Below are 15,051 nucleotides of genomic sequence, written 5' to 3' on the forward strand. Positions count from 1 at the left end.
CGCATCGCCCCCCGGCGCGGGTCCGGCCGGCAGAGCATGCACCCAGAGCTCGAGCCGCTGCTGCGCACGGTGCGCCAGTACCACCCCAAGGCCGACGTCAAGATCCTCGAGGCGGCCTACGAGCGGGCCGCCTACCTGCACCGCGACCAGCGCCGCCGCTCGGGCGACCCCTACATCACCCACCCGCTCGCGGTGGCGACGATCCTGGCCGAGCTCGGGATGACCCCGCCCACGCTCGCGGCCGCGCTGCTGCACGACACGGTCGAGGACACCGACTACTCCCTCGACGCGCTGCGCGAGGACTTCGGCGACGAGGTGGCGGCGCTCGTCGACGGCGTCACGAAGCTCGACAAGGTCAAGTACGGCCAGGCCACCGCGGCCGAGACGGTGCGCAAGATGGTCGTCGCGATGGCCCGCGACATCCGCGTGCTCGTGATCAAGCTCGCCGACCGCCTGCACAACATGCGCACGCTGCGCTGGATGCCGCCGGAGAAGCAGGAGCAGAAGGCCCGCGAGACCCTCGAGATCTACGCGCCGCTGGCCCACCGCCTCGGCATGAACACCATGAAGTGGGAGCTCGAGGACCTCTCGTTCGCCACCCTCTACCCGAAGATGTACGACGAGATCGTGCGCCTGGTGGGGCAGCGGGCGCCGGAGCGCGACTCCTACCTCGCCGAGGTCAAGAAGATCGTCGAGGCCGACCTGCACACGGCGAAGATCACCAAGGTCACCGTCACCGGGCGGCCGAAGCACTACTACTCCGTGTACCAGAAGATGATCGTGCGCGGCCGCGACTTCGCCGACATCTACGACCTGGTGGGCATCCGGATCCTCGTGGAGTCGGTGCGCGACTGCTACGCGGTGCTCGGCGTCATCCACGCGCGGTGGAACCCGGTCCCCGGCCGGTTCAAGGACTTCATCGCGATGCCCAAGTTCAACATGTACCAGTCGCTGCACACGACGGTGATCGGGCCGGGCGGCAAGCCCGTCGAGATGCAGATCCGCACGACGGACATGCACCGCGCCGCGGAGTACGGCGTCGCCGCGCACTGGCGCTACAAGCAGGGCAACGTCGGGGGCAAGAGCGGGCCGGACGACCTCGGGTGGCTGCGCCAGCTGCTGGAGTGGCAGCGCGAGACCGACGACCCGGACGACTTCCTCGACGCGCTGCGCTACGACCTCGGCTCGAGCGAGGTCTTCGTGTTCACGCCCAAGGGCGACGTGGTGGCGCTGCCCGGCGGCGCCACGCCCGTGGACTTCGCCTACGCCGTGCACACCGAGGTGGGGCACCGCACCGTGGGGGCGCGGGTCAACGGCAAGCTGGTGCCGCTGGAGTCCTCGCTCACCTCGGGCGACGTCGTCGAGATCTTCACCTCCAAGTCCGAGAGCGCGGGACCGAACCGCGACTGGCTCCAGTTCGTCCAGAGCCCGCGCGCCCGCTCGAAGATCAAGGCCTGGTTCTCCAAGGAGCGGCGCGAGGAGGCCGTCGAGTCGGGCAAGGAGTCGCTCACCCGCGCGATGCGCAAGGCGGGGCTCCCGCTGCACCGGCTGCTGTCCGAGGGCGCCCTGCAGGGGCTGCTTGCCGACCTGCACTACCCCGACGTGACCGCCCTGTACATCGCCGTGGGGGAGGGGCGCGTGTCGGCGGCCAGCGTCGTCTCGCGGCTCATGGCCGCGCACGGCGGCGCGGACGGCGCCACGGAGGACCTGGCCGAGGCCATCACGCCGCAGCGCATCACCCAGGGCAAGGCCCGGCCGTCGGGCGACCCCGGCATCGTGGTCGACGGCGACGACGATGTGTGGGTCAAGCTGGCGCGCTGCTGCACGCCGGTGCCGGGCGACGAGGTGATCGGCTTCGTCACCCGGGGGCACGGCGTCTCGGTGCACCGGCGCGACTGCGTCAACGTCGAGTCGCTGCGCAAGGAGCCCGACCGCATCGTGTCGGTCACGTGGGCGCCCAAGGCCACCAGCGTGTTCCTGGTGAACATCCAGGTGGAGGCGCTGGACCGTTCGCGCCTGCTCTCCGACGTCACGCGCGCGCTGTCCGACCAGCACGTGAACATCCTGTCGGCCTCGGTCAGCACCACCCGCGACCGCATCGCGCTCTCGCGCTTCACCTTCGAGATGGCCGACGCGACCCACCTGGGCTCGGTGCTCAAGGCCGTGCGCGGGGTCGAGGGCGTCTACGACGTCTACCGCGTCTGAGCAGCCGCGGGCCGCGTCCGCGCGTCGCCGGACCGCGGCCCTGCGACCCTGCGCTCAGCCGGAGAACTCCTGCGCGGCCTTCTGCGCCGCCTCGAGAAGGGCTCGGGTGGTGGCGATCCGGCCCTCGGCGTCGGCGGCCTTGCGCGCGTCGCCCGCTGCTGCGGCGGCGTCGCGCTGCTTGACCAGCTTGTCGAGCGAGGCCTGGAACTGCTCCACCGTCGCCTCGGCCCGGGCCCGGGCCTCGGGGTTGCTGCGGCGCCACTGGTCCTGCTCGCCGCTGCGCAGCGCCTCCTCGACCCGCCGCAGCCGGCCCTCGACGCGATCCTTGTCGCCGCGTGGGACGTGGCCGATCTTCTCCCAGCGCTCCTGCACCGAGCGCAGCGCCGCCTTCGCGCTGCGCAGGTCGCGGGTGTCGATCGCCTCGGCCTCGGCGAGCAGCGCCTCCTTGGCCGCGAGGTTCTCGGCGTAGCCGGCGTCGCGCTGGCCCAGGGCGGCGTTGCGGGCGCCGAAGAAGGCGTCCTGCGCGGCGCGGAAGCGCGACCACAGGGCGTCCTCGTCGGCCTTGCCGGCGCGACCGGACGCCTTCCAGCGCGCCATGAGGTCGCGGTAGGCCCCGGCGGTGGCGCCCCAGTCGGTCGAGGAGGACAGCGCCTCGGCCTCGGCGACGAGCGCCTCCTTGACCTGCTTGGCCTCCGACCGCTCGCTGTCGAGGCGGGCGAAGTACTGGCGGCGGTGCTTGTCGAACTGGGACCGCGCGTGGCTGAAACGCTTCCACAGCGCCTGCTCCCCGGCACGGTCGGCGCGCGGGGCGGCCTTCCAGTCCTCGAGCAGCTGCTTGAACCGGTCGCCCGTGGACTTCCACTGGGTGGACTCCGCGAGCGCCTCCGCCTCGACGACGATCGCCTCCCGCGCCGCGAGCGCGGCCGCCTTGGCCTGGGCCCGGAGCTCGGCGGCGGCGGCCCGGCGCTCGCCCACGAGGGCGTCGAGGGCGTCGACGCGCGCGGTGAGCGAGGCGAGGTCGCCGACCATCGACGGGGACTCGAGCGACTCGCGCGCGCGCTTCACCACGGCGCCGGCCTGCTCGGGCGTGGCCTTGCCCTCGCGCAGCCGCCGGGTGGCGAGGTCGACCTCGACGGAGAGGTCGTCGTACTTGCGGACGAAGAAGGCCAGCCCCTCCGTGGGGGTGCCCGCGGCCCACTGGCCCACCGGCTGCTCGGAGCCGTCGGCGAGCGTGACGTGCACCGTGCCGTCGTCGTCGACCCGGCCGAAGGTGTGCGAGTCGGTGGGGGCCGGCACCGACTCCTCCGGCTCGGCCGCCGGGGCGGCGGCGGGCGCCGGCGCGGGGCTCTCCGGGGCCGCCGGGCGCGGCGGGGCGGGGCGGGTGAGCCCGGCCAGGGCCGCGGGGGAGGGCCGGGGCCCTGGGCGCGGGGCCGGGGGCTGGGGCGCCGGGGGCTGGGGCGCCGGGGCGGTGGTGCCCGCCGCGGGGGCGTCGGCCGCCGGAGCGTCCGCTGCGGGGGCCTCGGCCGCAGGAGCGTCCGCTGCGGGAGCCTCCGCCGCAGGGGCGTCTGCTGCCGGAGCGTCCGCTGCGGGGGCCTCGGCCGCAGGAGCGTCTGCTGCCGGAGCGTCCGCTGCGGGAGCCTCGGCTGCGGGAGCCTCGGCTGCGGGAGCCTCGGCTGCGGGAGTCTCGGCTGCGGGAGTCTCGGCTGCGGGAGTCTCGGCTGCGGGAGCCTCGGCTCCTTGAGCCTCGGGCTCCTCCGCCGGGGCCGCCTCAGCCTCGCCCGACTCGGCCGCGGCCTCGGGTGCGGGAGCCTCCGCGGCGCCTGCCTCCTCGGCCGGGGCGGCGGGGGTCGGGGCCTCCTCGGCGGGGGCGGCCTGCTGCCCGGACGGCTCGGCGGGGGACTCGGCAGCGGGAGCGGCGGGGGCCTCGGCGGGGCCGTCCGGCCCGGCGGGGACCTCGGGGACGCCCGCGGACGCCTGATCACCCTGGCCCGACGGCGTCCCGCCGGCGAGGGCGGGGTCGTGCGGGGCTGCCGGGTCTCCGGGCGCGCTCGTGGGGTCGCTCATCGCTGGTTCACTCCTCAGCCGGCCTGCGTCGTGCGGGTCGATGCCTTCGTGATGACGATCTTCTGGTTCGGGGCCCCGTCGCCGGTCCCGGAGGCGTCTCCGGCGGAGGCGACCCGGGTGACGACGTCGAGCCCGGACACCACCTTGCCCCAGATCGTGTAGTCCGGCCCCAGAGTTGTGTCCTTGTACACGATGAAGAACTGGCTGCCGTTCGTGTTCGGGCCGGAGTTCGCCATGGCGACGGTGCCCGCGGGGTAGTTGTTCGTGCCCGACTTCGGGAGGTTCTCGTCCGGGATCTGGTACCCAGGCCCGCCCTGCCCGTCGTTGCTGGGGCTGCCGCACTGGAGCACGAACAGCCCGCTGGTGGTGAGCCGGAAGCAGTCGGAGTCGGTGTAGAAGCCCTGACCGGCCAGGAAGGCCATCGACTGCGTGGTCTTGGGCGCGGCCTTCGCGTCCATCTGCACGACGATCTCGCCGCAGTTGGTGCTGATCGCGAAGTACGTCGGGCTGTCGGTCGGCAGGGGGCTGCCGCCGGGCGCGGACCAGGTCTGGGTCTTCTTGGTGGGGGTCGGGGCCGTGGTGCAGCCCTTCACCGGGGTGGGCGAGAGCGCCGGGGACGCCGACGCCGAGGGGCTCGCGGCGGGCGGGGCCGACGCCGAGGTGGTGGGGGTCGGCGAGTCGGTGGGCGAGGCCACGGGCGTCTGGTCGCCGCCGCGGACGGTCAGCAGGATCGCCACGACGGCGCCCACGACCACCACGAGGCTGGCCACCACCGCGGTCACGCGGTTGCGCCGGCGTCGTGCCGCCTCACGCTCGATGCGGCGCCGCTGCTGGCGCTCGAACTTCTGCCGGGCGAGCTCGCGCTCGCGCTTGTTGCTGGTGGCCACGCCCCGAGGCTCCCGTCTGGTCTGCGGCGGAGGTCCGCACCGCGCCGAGTGTAGGGACGACTACCCGCAGGACCACCCTCGGGGCGGCGGGTAGGCTCTGGCGGTCGGGGCGGGAGCCCCGGCCCCACCCACCCCGTCGCCTGGAGGCCCGCCCCCGTGCTCGTCGTCGGCTTCCCCGCGGGTCCCTGGGGGACGAACTGCTACGTCGTGGCCACGGGTCCCGGCGAGCAGTGCCTGGTGGTCGACCCGGGCAAGGACTCCGCGCCGGGCATCGAGGAGGCGGTCCGCGAGCACGGGCTGGCTCCCATGGCGGTGCTCCTCACCCACGGCCACCTCGACCACACCTGGTCGGTGGTCCCCGTGTGCGGGGCCCGGGGCATCCCGGCCTACCTGCACCCCGACGACCGCGGCATGCTCACCGACCCGCTCGGGTCGCTCAGCGCGCAGGCCTCGGCCATGGTCGACGCCATGGGCGGCAGGCTGCCCGTCGGCGAGCCGGACGACGTCCGCCCCCTCGAGGACGGCGGCGTCCTCGAGCTGGCCGGCCTCACGCTGGTGGTGGACCACGCGCCGGGCCACACCCGCGGCTCGGTGATGTTCCGCCGCGCCGGCGAGGACGGCACCCCGCCGCTGCTGCTGTCCGGCGACGTGCTCTTCGAGGGGTCCATCGGCCGCACGGACCTGCCCGGCGGCGACCACGCCGCCATGCTGCGCAGCCTGGCGACCAAGGTGCTGCCGCTCGACGACGACACCGTCGTCCTGCCCGGGCACGGCGGCACCACGACCATCGGGCGGGAGCGGGCCGCCAACCCCTTCCTCACGGCGCTGTCGGAAACCCCTGCTCCGACCCGGGGGCTGTGACATGAGCCGACCCACTGCCCTGTCGGGCTTCCCGGAGTGGCTGCCGGCCGAGCGCATCGTCGAGCTGGCGGTGCTCGACACCGTGCGGCGCGTCTTCGAGCTGCACGGCTTCGCCTCGCTGGAGACCCGCGCGGTGGAGCCGCTGGAGCAGATGCTGCGCAAGGGCGAGATCGACAAGGAGGTCTACGTCCTGCGCCGGCTGCACGCCGACGAGGACGACGCCGAGGGCTCCGGGCTCGCGCTGCACTTCGACCTCACCGTGCCGTTCGCCCGGTACGTGCTCCAGAACGCCGGCCACCTCGAGTTCCCGTTCCGCCGCTACCAGGTGCAGAAGGCCTGGCGCGGCGAGCGGCCGCAGGAGGGCCGCTACCGCGAGTTCACCCAGGCCGACATCGACGTGGTCGGGCGCGACACGCTCGCGTTCCACCACGAGGTGGAGGTGGCCCTCGTGATGGCCGAGGTGTTCCGCGAGCTGCCGTGCCCGCCGGCGGTGATCCTGGTGAACAACCGCAAGCTGGCCGAGGGCTTCTTCCTGGGCGCGGGCGCGAGCGACGCCGCCGCGGCCCTGCGCGCCATCGACAAGCTCGACAAGATCGGCCCGGACGCGGTCGCCGCGCTCCTGCAGTCGGAGGCGGGCCTGTCCGCGGACGGGGCCGCGCTGTGCCTGCGGCTGGCCTCGGTGCGCAGCGCCGACACCTCGTTCGCCGACCAGGTGCGGGCGCTCGGGGTCGAGCACCCGCTGCTCGACGAGGGCCTCGCGGAGCTCGCCGCCGTCGTGGGGGCCGCTCACGCGCAGATGCCGGGCGCCCTCATGGCCGACCTCAAGATCGCGCGCGGCCTCGACTACTACACGGGCACGGTCTACGAGACGCAGCTCGTCGGCTACGAGTCCTTCGGCTCGGTGTGCTCGGGCGGGCGCTACGACGCCCTCGCCAGCGACGGGCGCACCACCTACCCGGGCGTCGGCATGTCCCTGGGCGTGAGCCGGCTGATGGGCGTGCTGGTCGGCCGCGGCCTGGTGACGGCGAGCCGCTCGGTCCCCACGTGCGTGCTGGTCGCCGTCTCCGACGAGGCCTCGCGGCCGGCGTCCGACGCCGTCGCCGCGCTGCTGCGCGCCCGCGGCATCAGCACCGAGGTCGCGCCACGGGCCGACAAGTTCGGCAAGCAGATCCGGCACGCGGACCGGCGGGGGATCCCCTACGTCTGGTTCGTCGACGCCGAGGGCGCGCACAGCGTCAAGGACATCCGCAGCGGCGACCAGGTGCCCGCCGACCCCGCGGACTGGCGGCCCCCGGCCGAGGACCTGGCCCCCAGCGTCCACCTGGTCCACCCCGAGCACGGCCACGACGACGAGGAGAACCACCCGTGATCCGCACGCACACCGCCGGGAGCCTCCGGACGGAGCACGTCGGAGGGTCCGTCACCCTGGCCGGCTGGGTGGCGCGTCGTCGCGACCACGGCGGCGTGGCGTTCCTCGACCTGCGCGACGCGTCCGGCGTCGTGCAGGTGGTCGTGCGCGACCCCGAGGTCGCCCACCCGTTGCGCAACGAGTTCTGCGTCAAGGTCACCGGCACGGTGTCGGTGCGTCCCGAGGGCAACGCCAACCCCGACCTGCCCACCGGTGAGATCGAGGTGGTCGCCGACGAGCTCGAGGTGCTCAGCACCGCGGCGCCGCTGCCCTTCCCGATCGACGAGCACGTCGAGGTGGGGGAGGAGGCGAGGCTGCGCCACCGCTACCTCGACCTGCGCCGTCCCGCCCCGGGTGCGGCGATCCGGCTGCGCAGCCAGGTGAACCGGGCCGCGCGCGAGGTGCTCTACGCGCGCGACTTCGTCGAGATCGAGACGCCCACCCTCACCCGGTCCACCCCCGAGGGCGCGCGCGACTTCCTCGTGCCGGCGCGGCTCCAGCCGGGCAGCTGGTACGCGCTCCCGCAGAGCCCGCAGCTGTTCAAGCAGCTGCTCATGGTCGCGGGCATGGAGCGCTACTTCCAGATCGCCCGCTGCTACCGCGACGAGGACTTCCGGGCAGACCGCCAGCCGGAGTTCACCCAGCTCGACATCGAGATGTCCTTCGTCGACCAGGACGACGTGATCGAGGTGGGCGAGGCGGTCGTGGCCGAGCTGTGGCGGCTCGTGGGCCACGAGATCCCGCTGCCGATCCCGCGGATGACCTACGCCGAGTCCATGGCGCGGTTCGGCAACGACAAGCCGGACCTGCGCTTCGGCCAGGAGCTCGTGGAGTGCACCGACTTCTTCGCCGACACCCCGTTCCGGGTGTTCCAGGCGCCCTACGTCGGCGCCGTGGTCATGCCGGGCGGCGCGTCCCAGCCCCGCAAGCAGCTCGACGCCTGGCAGGACTGGGCCAAGCAGCGCGGCGCGCGCGGCCTGGCCTACGTGCTGGTGCAGGACGACGGCGAGCTCGGCGGCCCGGTGGCCAAGAACCTGGCCGACGCCGAGCGCGCCGGCCTGGCCGAGCGCGTGGGCGCCGCCCCGGGCGACTGCGTGTTCTTCGCCGCCGGCGAGCCCGGGCCGTCGCGGGCGCTGCTCGGCGCCGCCCGGCTCGAGATCGGCCGGCGGCTCGGCCTCATCGACGAGTCGGCCTGGCGGTTCGTGTGGATCGTCGACGCCCCGCTGTTCGAGCCCTCCACCAAGGCGGTGGAGAGCGGCGACGTCGCGGTGGGCGCCGGGGCCTGGACCGCGGTGCACCACGCGTTCACCTCGCCCAAGCCCGAGTGGGTCGACCGGTTCGAGGAGGACCCGGGCGCCGCGCTGGCCTACGCCTACGACCTCGTGTGCAACGGCAACGAGATCGGCGGCGGGTCGATCCGTATCCACCAGCGCGAGGTCCAGCAGCGCGTCTTCGAGATCATGGGGCTCACCCGCGAGCAGCAGCAGGAGAAGTTCGGCTTCCTGCTCGACGCGTTCCAGTTCGGCCCGCCGCCGCACGGCGGCATCGCCTTCGGCTGGGACCGGATCTGCGCGCTGCTGTCCGGCACGGACTCGATCCGCGAGGTCATCGCCTTCCCCAAGACCGGGGGCGGCTACGACCCGCTCACCTCGGCGCCGGCGCCGATCACCCCGGAGCAGCGCAAGGAGGCCGGCGTCGACGCCGTGCCCGCCCACGCGAACGCCGGCGCGGCCACGGGCGACGCCGGCGAGGCGGCGGTCGACCCGGCCTAGCGCCACCCTCAACCGGGGCGAATCGGGTCCCTTCGGGCGCTGGGCGGCGCTCGCGGCCGCATACTGTGCGCCACGGGGCCGTGGCGCACGGTCCCGACGTCCGCGACCGCTCGACCGGAGGGGGTGCCGTGAGCGGACTCCCGCGTCGCCGGGCGGCCCTGGCCGGCGTCGCAGCGCTCGTGCTCGCCGGCTGCGGCGCGCCGGAGTTCCAGTACGCCGCCGAGCAGCCCGGCTCGGTCCCGGCGGGCACCGTGTACTTCAAGGTGCCGCAGGGCTGGACCCAGTTCCCCGCGGCCTCCATCGCTGCGGCGGAGAAGCAGTGGTCCGGCGGCGGCGACCCGGGCCTGATCGTGTCGGCCACCGCCTGGCAGGAGGCCTACGACGCCGCGGCGGACCCCTCGCTCGACCACGTGCTGGGGCGCACCACGCCGGACCACCCGGTGGTCTACGCCAGCCTGCGCTCGCTGTACACCGAGGAGCAGGCCGGGGCGACCCGCGACGCCCTGCGCGACATGCTCGTCCCGGTGTCGACGGCAGGCTCCGGGGTCACGATCCGCACCGACCAGGACGTCGCCCAGGGCGGCGCCCAGGGCGTCCACCTGGTGTTCTCCTACGCTCCGTCACCAGGACAGCCCGAAGAGACCATCGACCAGACGGCGTACCTGTCCGACGGTACGGATGCGGTCTACCTGCTGGTGGTCCGCTGCACGAGCACCTGCTACGACCAGAACCAGGATGCGATCGAGGCCGTGACCTCGTCGTACACGATCCAGGAGGCCGGCCATGGCTGACGAGAGCGACGTCGACCCGCGCACGGCGGAGCACGGCGCGAGCGGCCTGCCCGAGCCCGAGGTGGGTCCGGTGGTCTCGCCCATGCACGGCCGGCGCGACAACCCCGACGACCTCACGCGCAAGCCGCTGGCGTTCTGGGACCGCGTGAAGATCCTGGTCTTCCTCGTCGCGGCGTTCCTGGTGCTCATCTGGGCGCAGATGTCGGGCAACCCGCTGATGACCTTCCCCGAGGCCGAGCGCACCGTCGCGCAGACCGGCCTCGGCCAGATCCTGCTCGTGCTCGTCGTGGTCGAGGCGCTGCGCCAGATCCACTTCCTGCTCGCCGAGCACGTCGCCGCCTACCACCAGGGCTGGCTGCGGGTCTTCGGCCGTAGCGAGCGGTTCACTGCCCGCTACAGCGCCTGGACCCGCTTCCGCGTGGCCCGGGTCGTCAAGTGGGTGGTGGGGCTGGCCATCGTGTCGATGGTCCTCGCGGCGGTGTTCAAGACCTCGCCGATCCTCGCCCTGTTCCAGGTGCCGGCGTGGTTCATCGGCCAGCTCCCGCTGATCCTCCAGCTCACGATCTACCTGTTCATCGCGGTCGCGCAGTTCGCGCTCATCTTCTGGTTCCTCTCCCGCGGCGGGGTCGACGTCTACTACCCGGACGACGTCAAGACCCGCTTCGACGACGTGTGGGGCCAGGACCGCGTGGTCGAGCGCGTGCGGGAGAACATCGTCTTCATGGAGAACCCCGAGGAGATCGAGGCCAAGGGGGGCTACGTGCCGGGCGGCATCCTGCTGTGGGGCCCGCCGGGCACCGGCAAGACGCTGCTCGCCGAGGCGGTCGCCGGCGAGACCGGCAAGCCCTACGTGTTCGTCGACCCGGGCGCCTTCATCAACATGTTCTTCGGGGTGGGCGTCCTCAAGGTCAAGGGCCTGTTCCGCAAGCTGCGCAAGCTGGCGCTGCGCTACGGCGGCGTCATCGTGTTCTTCGACGAGGCCGACACCCTCGGCAGCCGTGGTGGTGGCGTGAGCCAGGCGCGGCGGGCCGAGCTCGAGCGCGAGCGCACCCTGTCCGACGCGCTGCACGGGCCCGCCTGCAACGGTCGCCACTACGTCTCCGAGCCCACCCGGCAGTTCCTCGCCGCCTCCGACCTCGCGCAGCGCCAGCTGTTCGTGCCGACGGGCACCAACGCGGGCGGCGGCATGGGCGGCATGGGCACGCTCCAGGCGCTGCTCACCGAGCTCTCCGGCCTGAAGAAGCCGCGCGGCTTCGTCAACCGGGTGGTGCGCCGCACGCTGGGCATGCGGCCCAAGCCGCCGCCGAAGTACCGCATCCTCGTGATGATGGCGACGAACATGCCCGACGCCCTCGACCCCGCGCTGCTGCGGCCCGGGCGCATCGACCGCATCTTCCGGATGGGCTACCCGTCCAAGGAGGGGCGCGTCGTCACCTACCGCAACTACCTCGACAAGGTGAAGCACGAGGTCACCGAGGAGCAGATCGAGACCCTCGCGACGATCTCGCCGTACTCCACGGGCGCCACGATCAAGGACTCGGTCAACGAGGCGCTGGTCATCGCGATCCGCGACGGCCGCGACACGGTCACCTACTCGGACCTGATCAAGGCCAAGTCGCTGAAGGAGCACGGGATCCCGGACGGCTTCAACTACGTCGACCGCGAGCGGCACTCGCTGGCGATCCACGAGGCGTGCCACGCCGTGACGATGTACCGGCTCCAGCACCAGAACCTCATCGACACCGCGACCATCGAGCGCCGCGGCGACGTCGGCGGGTTCGTGCAGCCGATCCCGATCGAGGAGCGCTTCGTCAAGTGGCGCAGCGAGATCGACATCGACGTCATGACCTTCCTCGCCTCGCTCGCCGGCGAGCGGATGTTCTACGACGGCGACCACACCCAGGGCGTCGGCGGCGACATGGCGGCAGCCACGGGCATCGTGACCCGGTCCTACCTCTCGCACGCGATGGGTCCGAACCTGCGGGCGTTCAACGCGGGCATGCTGAGCCAGTCGGGGCTGGCCACGTCGGTGGGCACCCTCGTGGAGGGCGTGCCGTTCGAGGGCGAGACGGCGCGGGCGGTCGAGGCCAAGCTCGAGGAGCTCTACGAGCGCACCGTCGAGGTGCTGCGCGCCAACCGGCGCGAGGTGCTCGCGGTCACCCACGCCCTGGAGACGCACAAGACGCTCTCCGGCGAGGACGTGGCCGCGGTCATCGAGGGCACCCAGGGCCCGCTCGTGGACGGCCGGGGCTACGTGGAGCCCGAGTTCGTCGCGCAGCTCGAGGAGTACCACCGGCAGGCGGTGGAGGCGCACAAGGTGGTGCACGAGCGGCCGCCGGCGCTGCCCGACCTGCCGGAGCCGCTGGCCGCGGCCCGCACGGCCGCCCCGGCGGTGCCGGCCGCGCCCGCGGGTGCGGGCCTGCCGGCGTCGGCCGAGGCGCCCGAGGGCTGACCGGCCCCGGTCAGTCGCGAGCCAGCGGGCCCGAGGACTGCCCGCGCACGCAGGTGAAGCCGAGCGCGTCGTAGACCCGCCGGGCGGCGTCGTTCTCGGCGTACATGCCGAGCGTCACCGCCGGGCTGCCCGCCCGCAGGGCGTCGGTCGTCACGCGGCCGCAGAGGGCCCGGGCGATGCGCCGCCCGCGCCGCTGCGGATGGGTCGCGACGTCGTTGAGGTGCGCCGCGCCGGAGCGGTGCGTGGTGACCGCCAGCAGGGCCGCGAGGCCCCCGGTGTCGGGCAGCCCGCCCTCGGGGTCCTCCACGCCGGCCCAGCGCGTCACCCGCGCGTCGCCGGGGCGCAGCGGGGCGTCGGGGGAGGCGAGGTCGAGCAGCGGGCCGAGGCGGGGGTCGTCCGGGGCGAGGTCGACCACCTCGAGGTCGTCGCCGTAGGCCGAGCGCGCCTCGTGCGGGTCGGGCTCGCGGCGGGTGAACCAGTAGTCCCACTCCCAGTGCCGCACCGGCCGCAGCGGCTCGGGCAGCAGCTCGAGGCCGCCGCGCGACACGGTGATGCCCGACACCGGGCCGAGCTCCTCGGCCACCAGCCCGGCCAGGCGGACGGCGGCCCCCACGGCCGCGGCGATGTCGGTGCGCGAGTCGGGGTCGAGGGCGAGCGCGGTGAGCCACCGGACGCCGCGGACCGGGTGCGCGGACAGCCAGGCCGCGGCCTCGCCCGGGGCGCTGACCACCCGTTCGATGGTGGCGGGGTCGACGTCGAGCACGACGAAGGGGTCGTCGTGGAGGACGTCGCGGAGCTCGGCGAGCAGCGAGCGGTGACGCTCGTCGGGGACGGCTGGCACGGGGCAACCCTGGCAGACGCCCCGCACGCCACCACCTAGGGTTACGCCGGTGAGCGCGAGCCTGTTCGACGAGGGGGCGGCACCGACCCGGGCCGGGGCGCCGCTCGCGGTCCGCATGCGGCCGCGCAGCCTCGACGAGCTGGTGGGCCAGGCGCACCTGCTCCGCCCCGGCAGCCCGCTGCGCCGGCTGGTGTCGGCGGCCCAGGACGCCGGCCCGGCGCCGACGAGCGTGATCCTCTGGGGGCCCCCGGGCACGGGCAAGACCACCCTCGCCTCCCTGGTGAGCACGGCCACCGGACGCCGGTTCGTCGAGCTGTCCGCCGTGACGGCCGGGGTCAAGGACGTGCGCGAGGTCGTCGAGCGGGCCCGCGACGCCCTGGGGATGCAGGGCACCGGCACGGTGCTGTTCGTCGACGAAGTGCACCGGTTCTCCAAGACGCAGCAGGACGCTCTGCTGCCCGCCGTCGAGAACGGCTGGGTCACCCTCGTCGCGGCCACCACCGAGAACCCGTCCTTCTCCGTGATCTCGCCGCTGCTGTCGCGCTCGATCGTGCTCACGCTCGAGCCGCTCTCGGACGACGACGTCCTCGGCCTGCTGCGCCGGGCCGTCGCCGACCCGCGCGGCCTGGCCGGCACCGTCGAGGTCTCGGCGGAGGCCGAGCAGCACCTGCTGCGCATCGCCGGCGGCGACGCCCGCCGGGCGCTCACGTCCCTGGAGGCGGCCGCGGGTGCGGCGCTCGACGCCGGCACGCACGAGGTGGACCTCGCCGCGGTCGAGCGGGCCGTGGACCGCGCGGCGCCCCGCTACGACCGCGACGGCGACCAGCACTACGACGTGATCAGCGCGTTCATCAAGAGCATGCGCGGCTCCGACGTCGACGCCGCCCTGCACTACCTGGCGCGCATGCTCGAGGCGGGGGAGGACCCGCGCTTCATCGCCCGCCGCCTGGTGATCCTGGCGAGCGAGGACATCGGGCTGGCCGACCCCAGCGCGCTCCAGACCGCCACGGCCGCGGCCGCCGCGATCGCCCTCATCGGCCTGCCCGAGGGGCGGCTGGTGCTCGCCCAGGCGGTGATCGCGCTGTGCCTGGCGCCCAAGTCCAACGCCGTCACGCTGGCCATCGGCGCGGCCCAGGCCGACGTGCGGGCCGGGCTCATCGGCCCGGTGCCGCCGCACCTGCGCGACAGCCACTACGCCCGGGCCGCGGACCTCGGGCACGGCGTCGGGTACGTCTACCCGCACGACCTGCCAGGCGCGGTCGCCGCGCAGCAGTACGGCCCGGACGGTCTCGGGGACCGGCAGTACTACCGCCCGACGCGCTACGGCGCGGAGGCCCGGTACGCCGACGTGCTCGACCGGCTGCGGGTCGCGCTCGGCCGCGCGCCCGGCCCGGCCCCGGCGGCCGCCGGGAACGTCGACCAGCCCGCGGGCCCAGCGCAGGTAGGGTCGGACTCCGGTCGAGATGCAGGAGAGGCGGGCTGAGCCGTGCGGCGGGTGTTCTGGGTGACGGTCGGTGCCGTCGCGGGCTACTACGCCGCGCGCAAGGGTGCCGCCGTCGTCGAGGAGGCGCGCGAGCGCGGCGTGGTGGGCAACGTCACCCTGGCGGCGAGCACCGCCACCAAGGTCGCGACGACCGCCTCGCGCCTCACGCTGGCGGCGGGGGAGGCGCTCGGGTCCCGCACCCGGGCGCTGGCCGAGGGCCGTGAGGCTTCGGCGCCGCCCGCCCCGTCACCCGCCCCCGCACCCCGCCCCATCGAGCGCTGAGAGGT

General features: G+C 74.2%; 11 protein-coding genes. 8 read left to right on the forward strand and 3 right to left on the reverse strand.

Translation table 11 applies throughout. The features are described 5' to 3' along the window. Window positions 1-36: 36 nt before the first annotated feature. Window positions 37-2,205, forward strand: a complete 2,169-nt coding sequence (locus tag GC157_06620) for a RelA/SpoT family protein (GenBank protein ID MBI1377138.1) — start codon at window positions 37-39, stop codon at window positions 2,203-2,205. A gap of 54 nt (window positions 2,206-2,259) precedes the next feature. Here GC157_06620 and GC157_06625 read toward each other — a convergent pair whose 3' ends face one another. Both GC157_06625 and GC157_06630 read right to left on the reverse strand, forming a co-directional pair. Continuing rightward, window positions 2,260-3,447 (reverse strand): DUF349 domain-containing protein, encoded by a 1,188-nt coding sequence (locus tag GC157_06625; protein ID MBI1377139.1) that lies wholly within the window; start codon window positions 3,445-3,447, stop codon window positions 2,260-2,262. Between the two features lie 836 nt (window positions 3,448-4,283). After that, window positions 4,284-5,156, reverse strand: a complete 873-nt coding sequence (locus tag GC157_06630; protein MBI1377140.1) for a peptidylprolyl isomerase — start codon at window positions 5,154-5,156, stop codon at window positions 4,284-4,286. A 156-nt stretch (window positions 5,157-5,312) separates the two neighbouring features. Here GC157_06630 and GC157_06635 point away from each other — a divergent pair, with 156 nt between their 5' ends. The 5 genes from GC157_06635 (at window position 5,313) to GC157_06655 (ending at window position 12,440) form a co-directional block, all read left to right on the forward strand. Then, window positions 5,313-6,017: an MBL fold metallo-hydrolase gene (locus GC157_06635; protein MBI1377141.1), complete on the forward strand. Its 705-nt coding sequence runs from the start codon at window positions 5,313-5,315 to the stop codon at window positions 6,015-6,017. Between the two features lies 1 nt (window position 6,018). Further along, window positions 6,019-7,386, forward strand: coding sequence for a histidine--tRNA ligase (locus GC157_06640; protein MBI1377142.1), 1,368 nt, complete (start codon window positions 6,019-6,021; stop codon window positions 7,384-7,386). Continuing rightward, on the forward strand, window positions 7,383-9,197 hold the full coding sequence (aspS, locus tag GC157_06645; GenBank protein ID MBI1377143.1) for an aspartate--tRNA ligase: 1,815 nt from the start codon (window positions 7,383-7,385) through the stop codon (window positions 9,195-9,197). Before GC157_06640 ends, aspS begins: the two co-directional genes overlap by 4 nt. 128 nt (window positions 9,198-9,325) lie before the next feature. Beyond that, window positions 9,326-9,988, forward strand: a complete 663-nt coding sequence (locus GC157_06650; GenBank protein MBI1377144.1) for a hypothetical protein — start codon at window positions 9,326-9,328, stop codon at window positions 9,986-9,988. A gap of 82 nt (window positions 9,989-10,070) precedes the next feature. After that, a complete protein-coding gene (locus GC157_06655) occupies window positions 10,071-12,440 on the forward strand; it encodes an AAA family ATPase (GenBank protein MBI1377145.1) in 2,370 nt (789 codons plus the stop codon). A gap of 10 nt (window positions 12,441-12,450) precedes the next feature. On the opposite strand, the gene GC157_06660 is transcribed toward GC157_06655, so the two are convergent. After that, window positions 12,451-13,281, reverse strand: coding sequence for a GNAT family N-acetyltransferase (locus tag GC157_06660; GenBank protein ID MBI1377146.1), 831 nt, complete (start codon window positions 13,279-13,281; stop codon window positions 12,451-12,453). Window positions 13,282-13,396: 115 nt separating this feature from the next. Here GC157_06660 and GC157_06665 point away from each other — a divergent pair, with 115 nt between their 5' ends. Then, window positions 13,397-14,764 carry an AAA family ATPase gene (locus GC157_06665; protein MBI1377147.1) on the forward strand — a complete coding sequence of 456 codons (1,368 nt, stop codon included), beginning with the start codon at window positions 13,397-13,399 and terminating at the stop codon, window positions 14,762-14,764. A gap of 3 nt (window positions 14,765-14,767) precedes the next feature. After that, complete coding sequence (locus GC157_06670) at window positions 14,768-15,046, forward strand: hypothetical protein (GenBank protein MBI1377148.1); 279 nt, start codon at window positions 14,768-14,770, stop codon at window positions 15,044-15,046. Window positions 15,047-15,051: the final 5 nt, after the last annotated feature.

The sequence above is a fragment of the Frankiales bacterium genome (assembly GCA_016125335.1).
In the GTDB taxonomy this organism is placed as follows: Bacteria; Actinomycetota; Actinomycetes; order S36-B12; family CAIYMF01; genus Longivirga.

Bases quoted from the DNA above. Each gene is read 5' to 3' on its own strand.
- GC157_06620 (MBI1377138.1), top strand. From the start codon at position 37: ATGCACCCAGAGCTCGAGCCGCTGCTGCGCACGGTGCGCCAGTACCAC.
- GC157_06640 (MBI1377142.1), top strand. From the start codon at position 6,019: ATGAGCCGACCCACTGCCCTGTCGGGCTTCCCGGAGTGGCTGCCGGCC.
- GC157_06655 (MBI1377145.1), top strand. From the start codon at position 10,071: ATGCACGGCCGGCGCGACAACCCCGACGACCTCACGCGCAAGCCGCTG.
- GC157_06665 (MBI1377147.1), top strand. From the start codon at position 13,397: ATGCGGCCGCGCAGCCTCGACGAGCTGGTGGGCCAGGCGCACCTGCTC.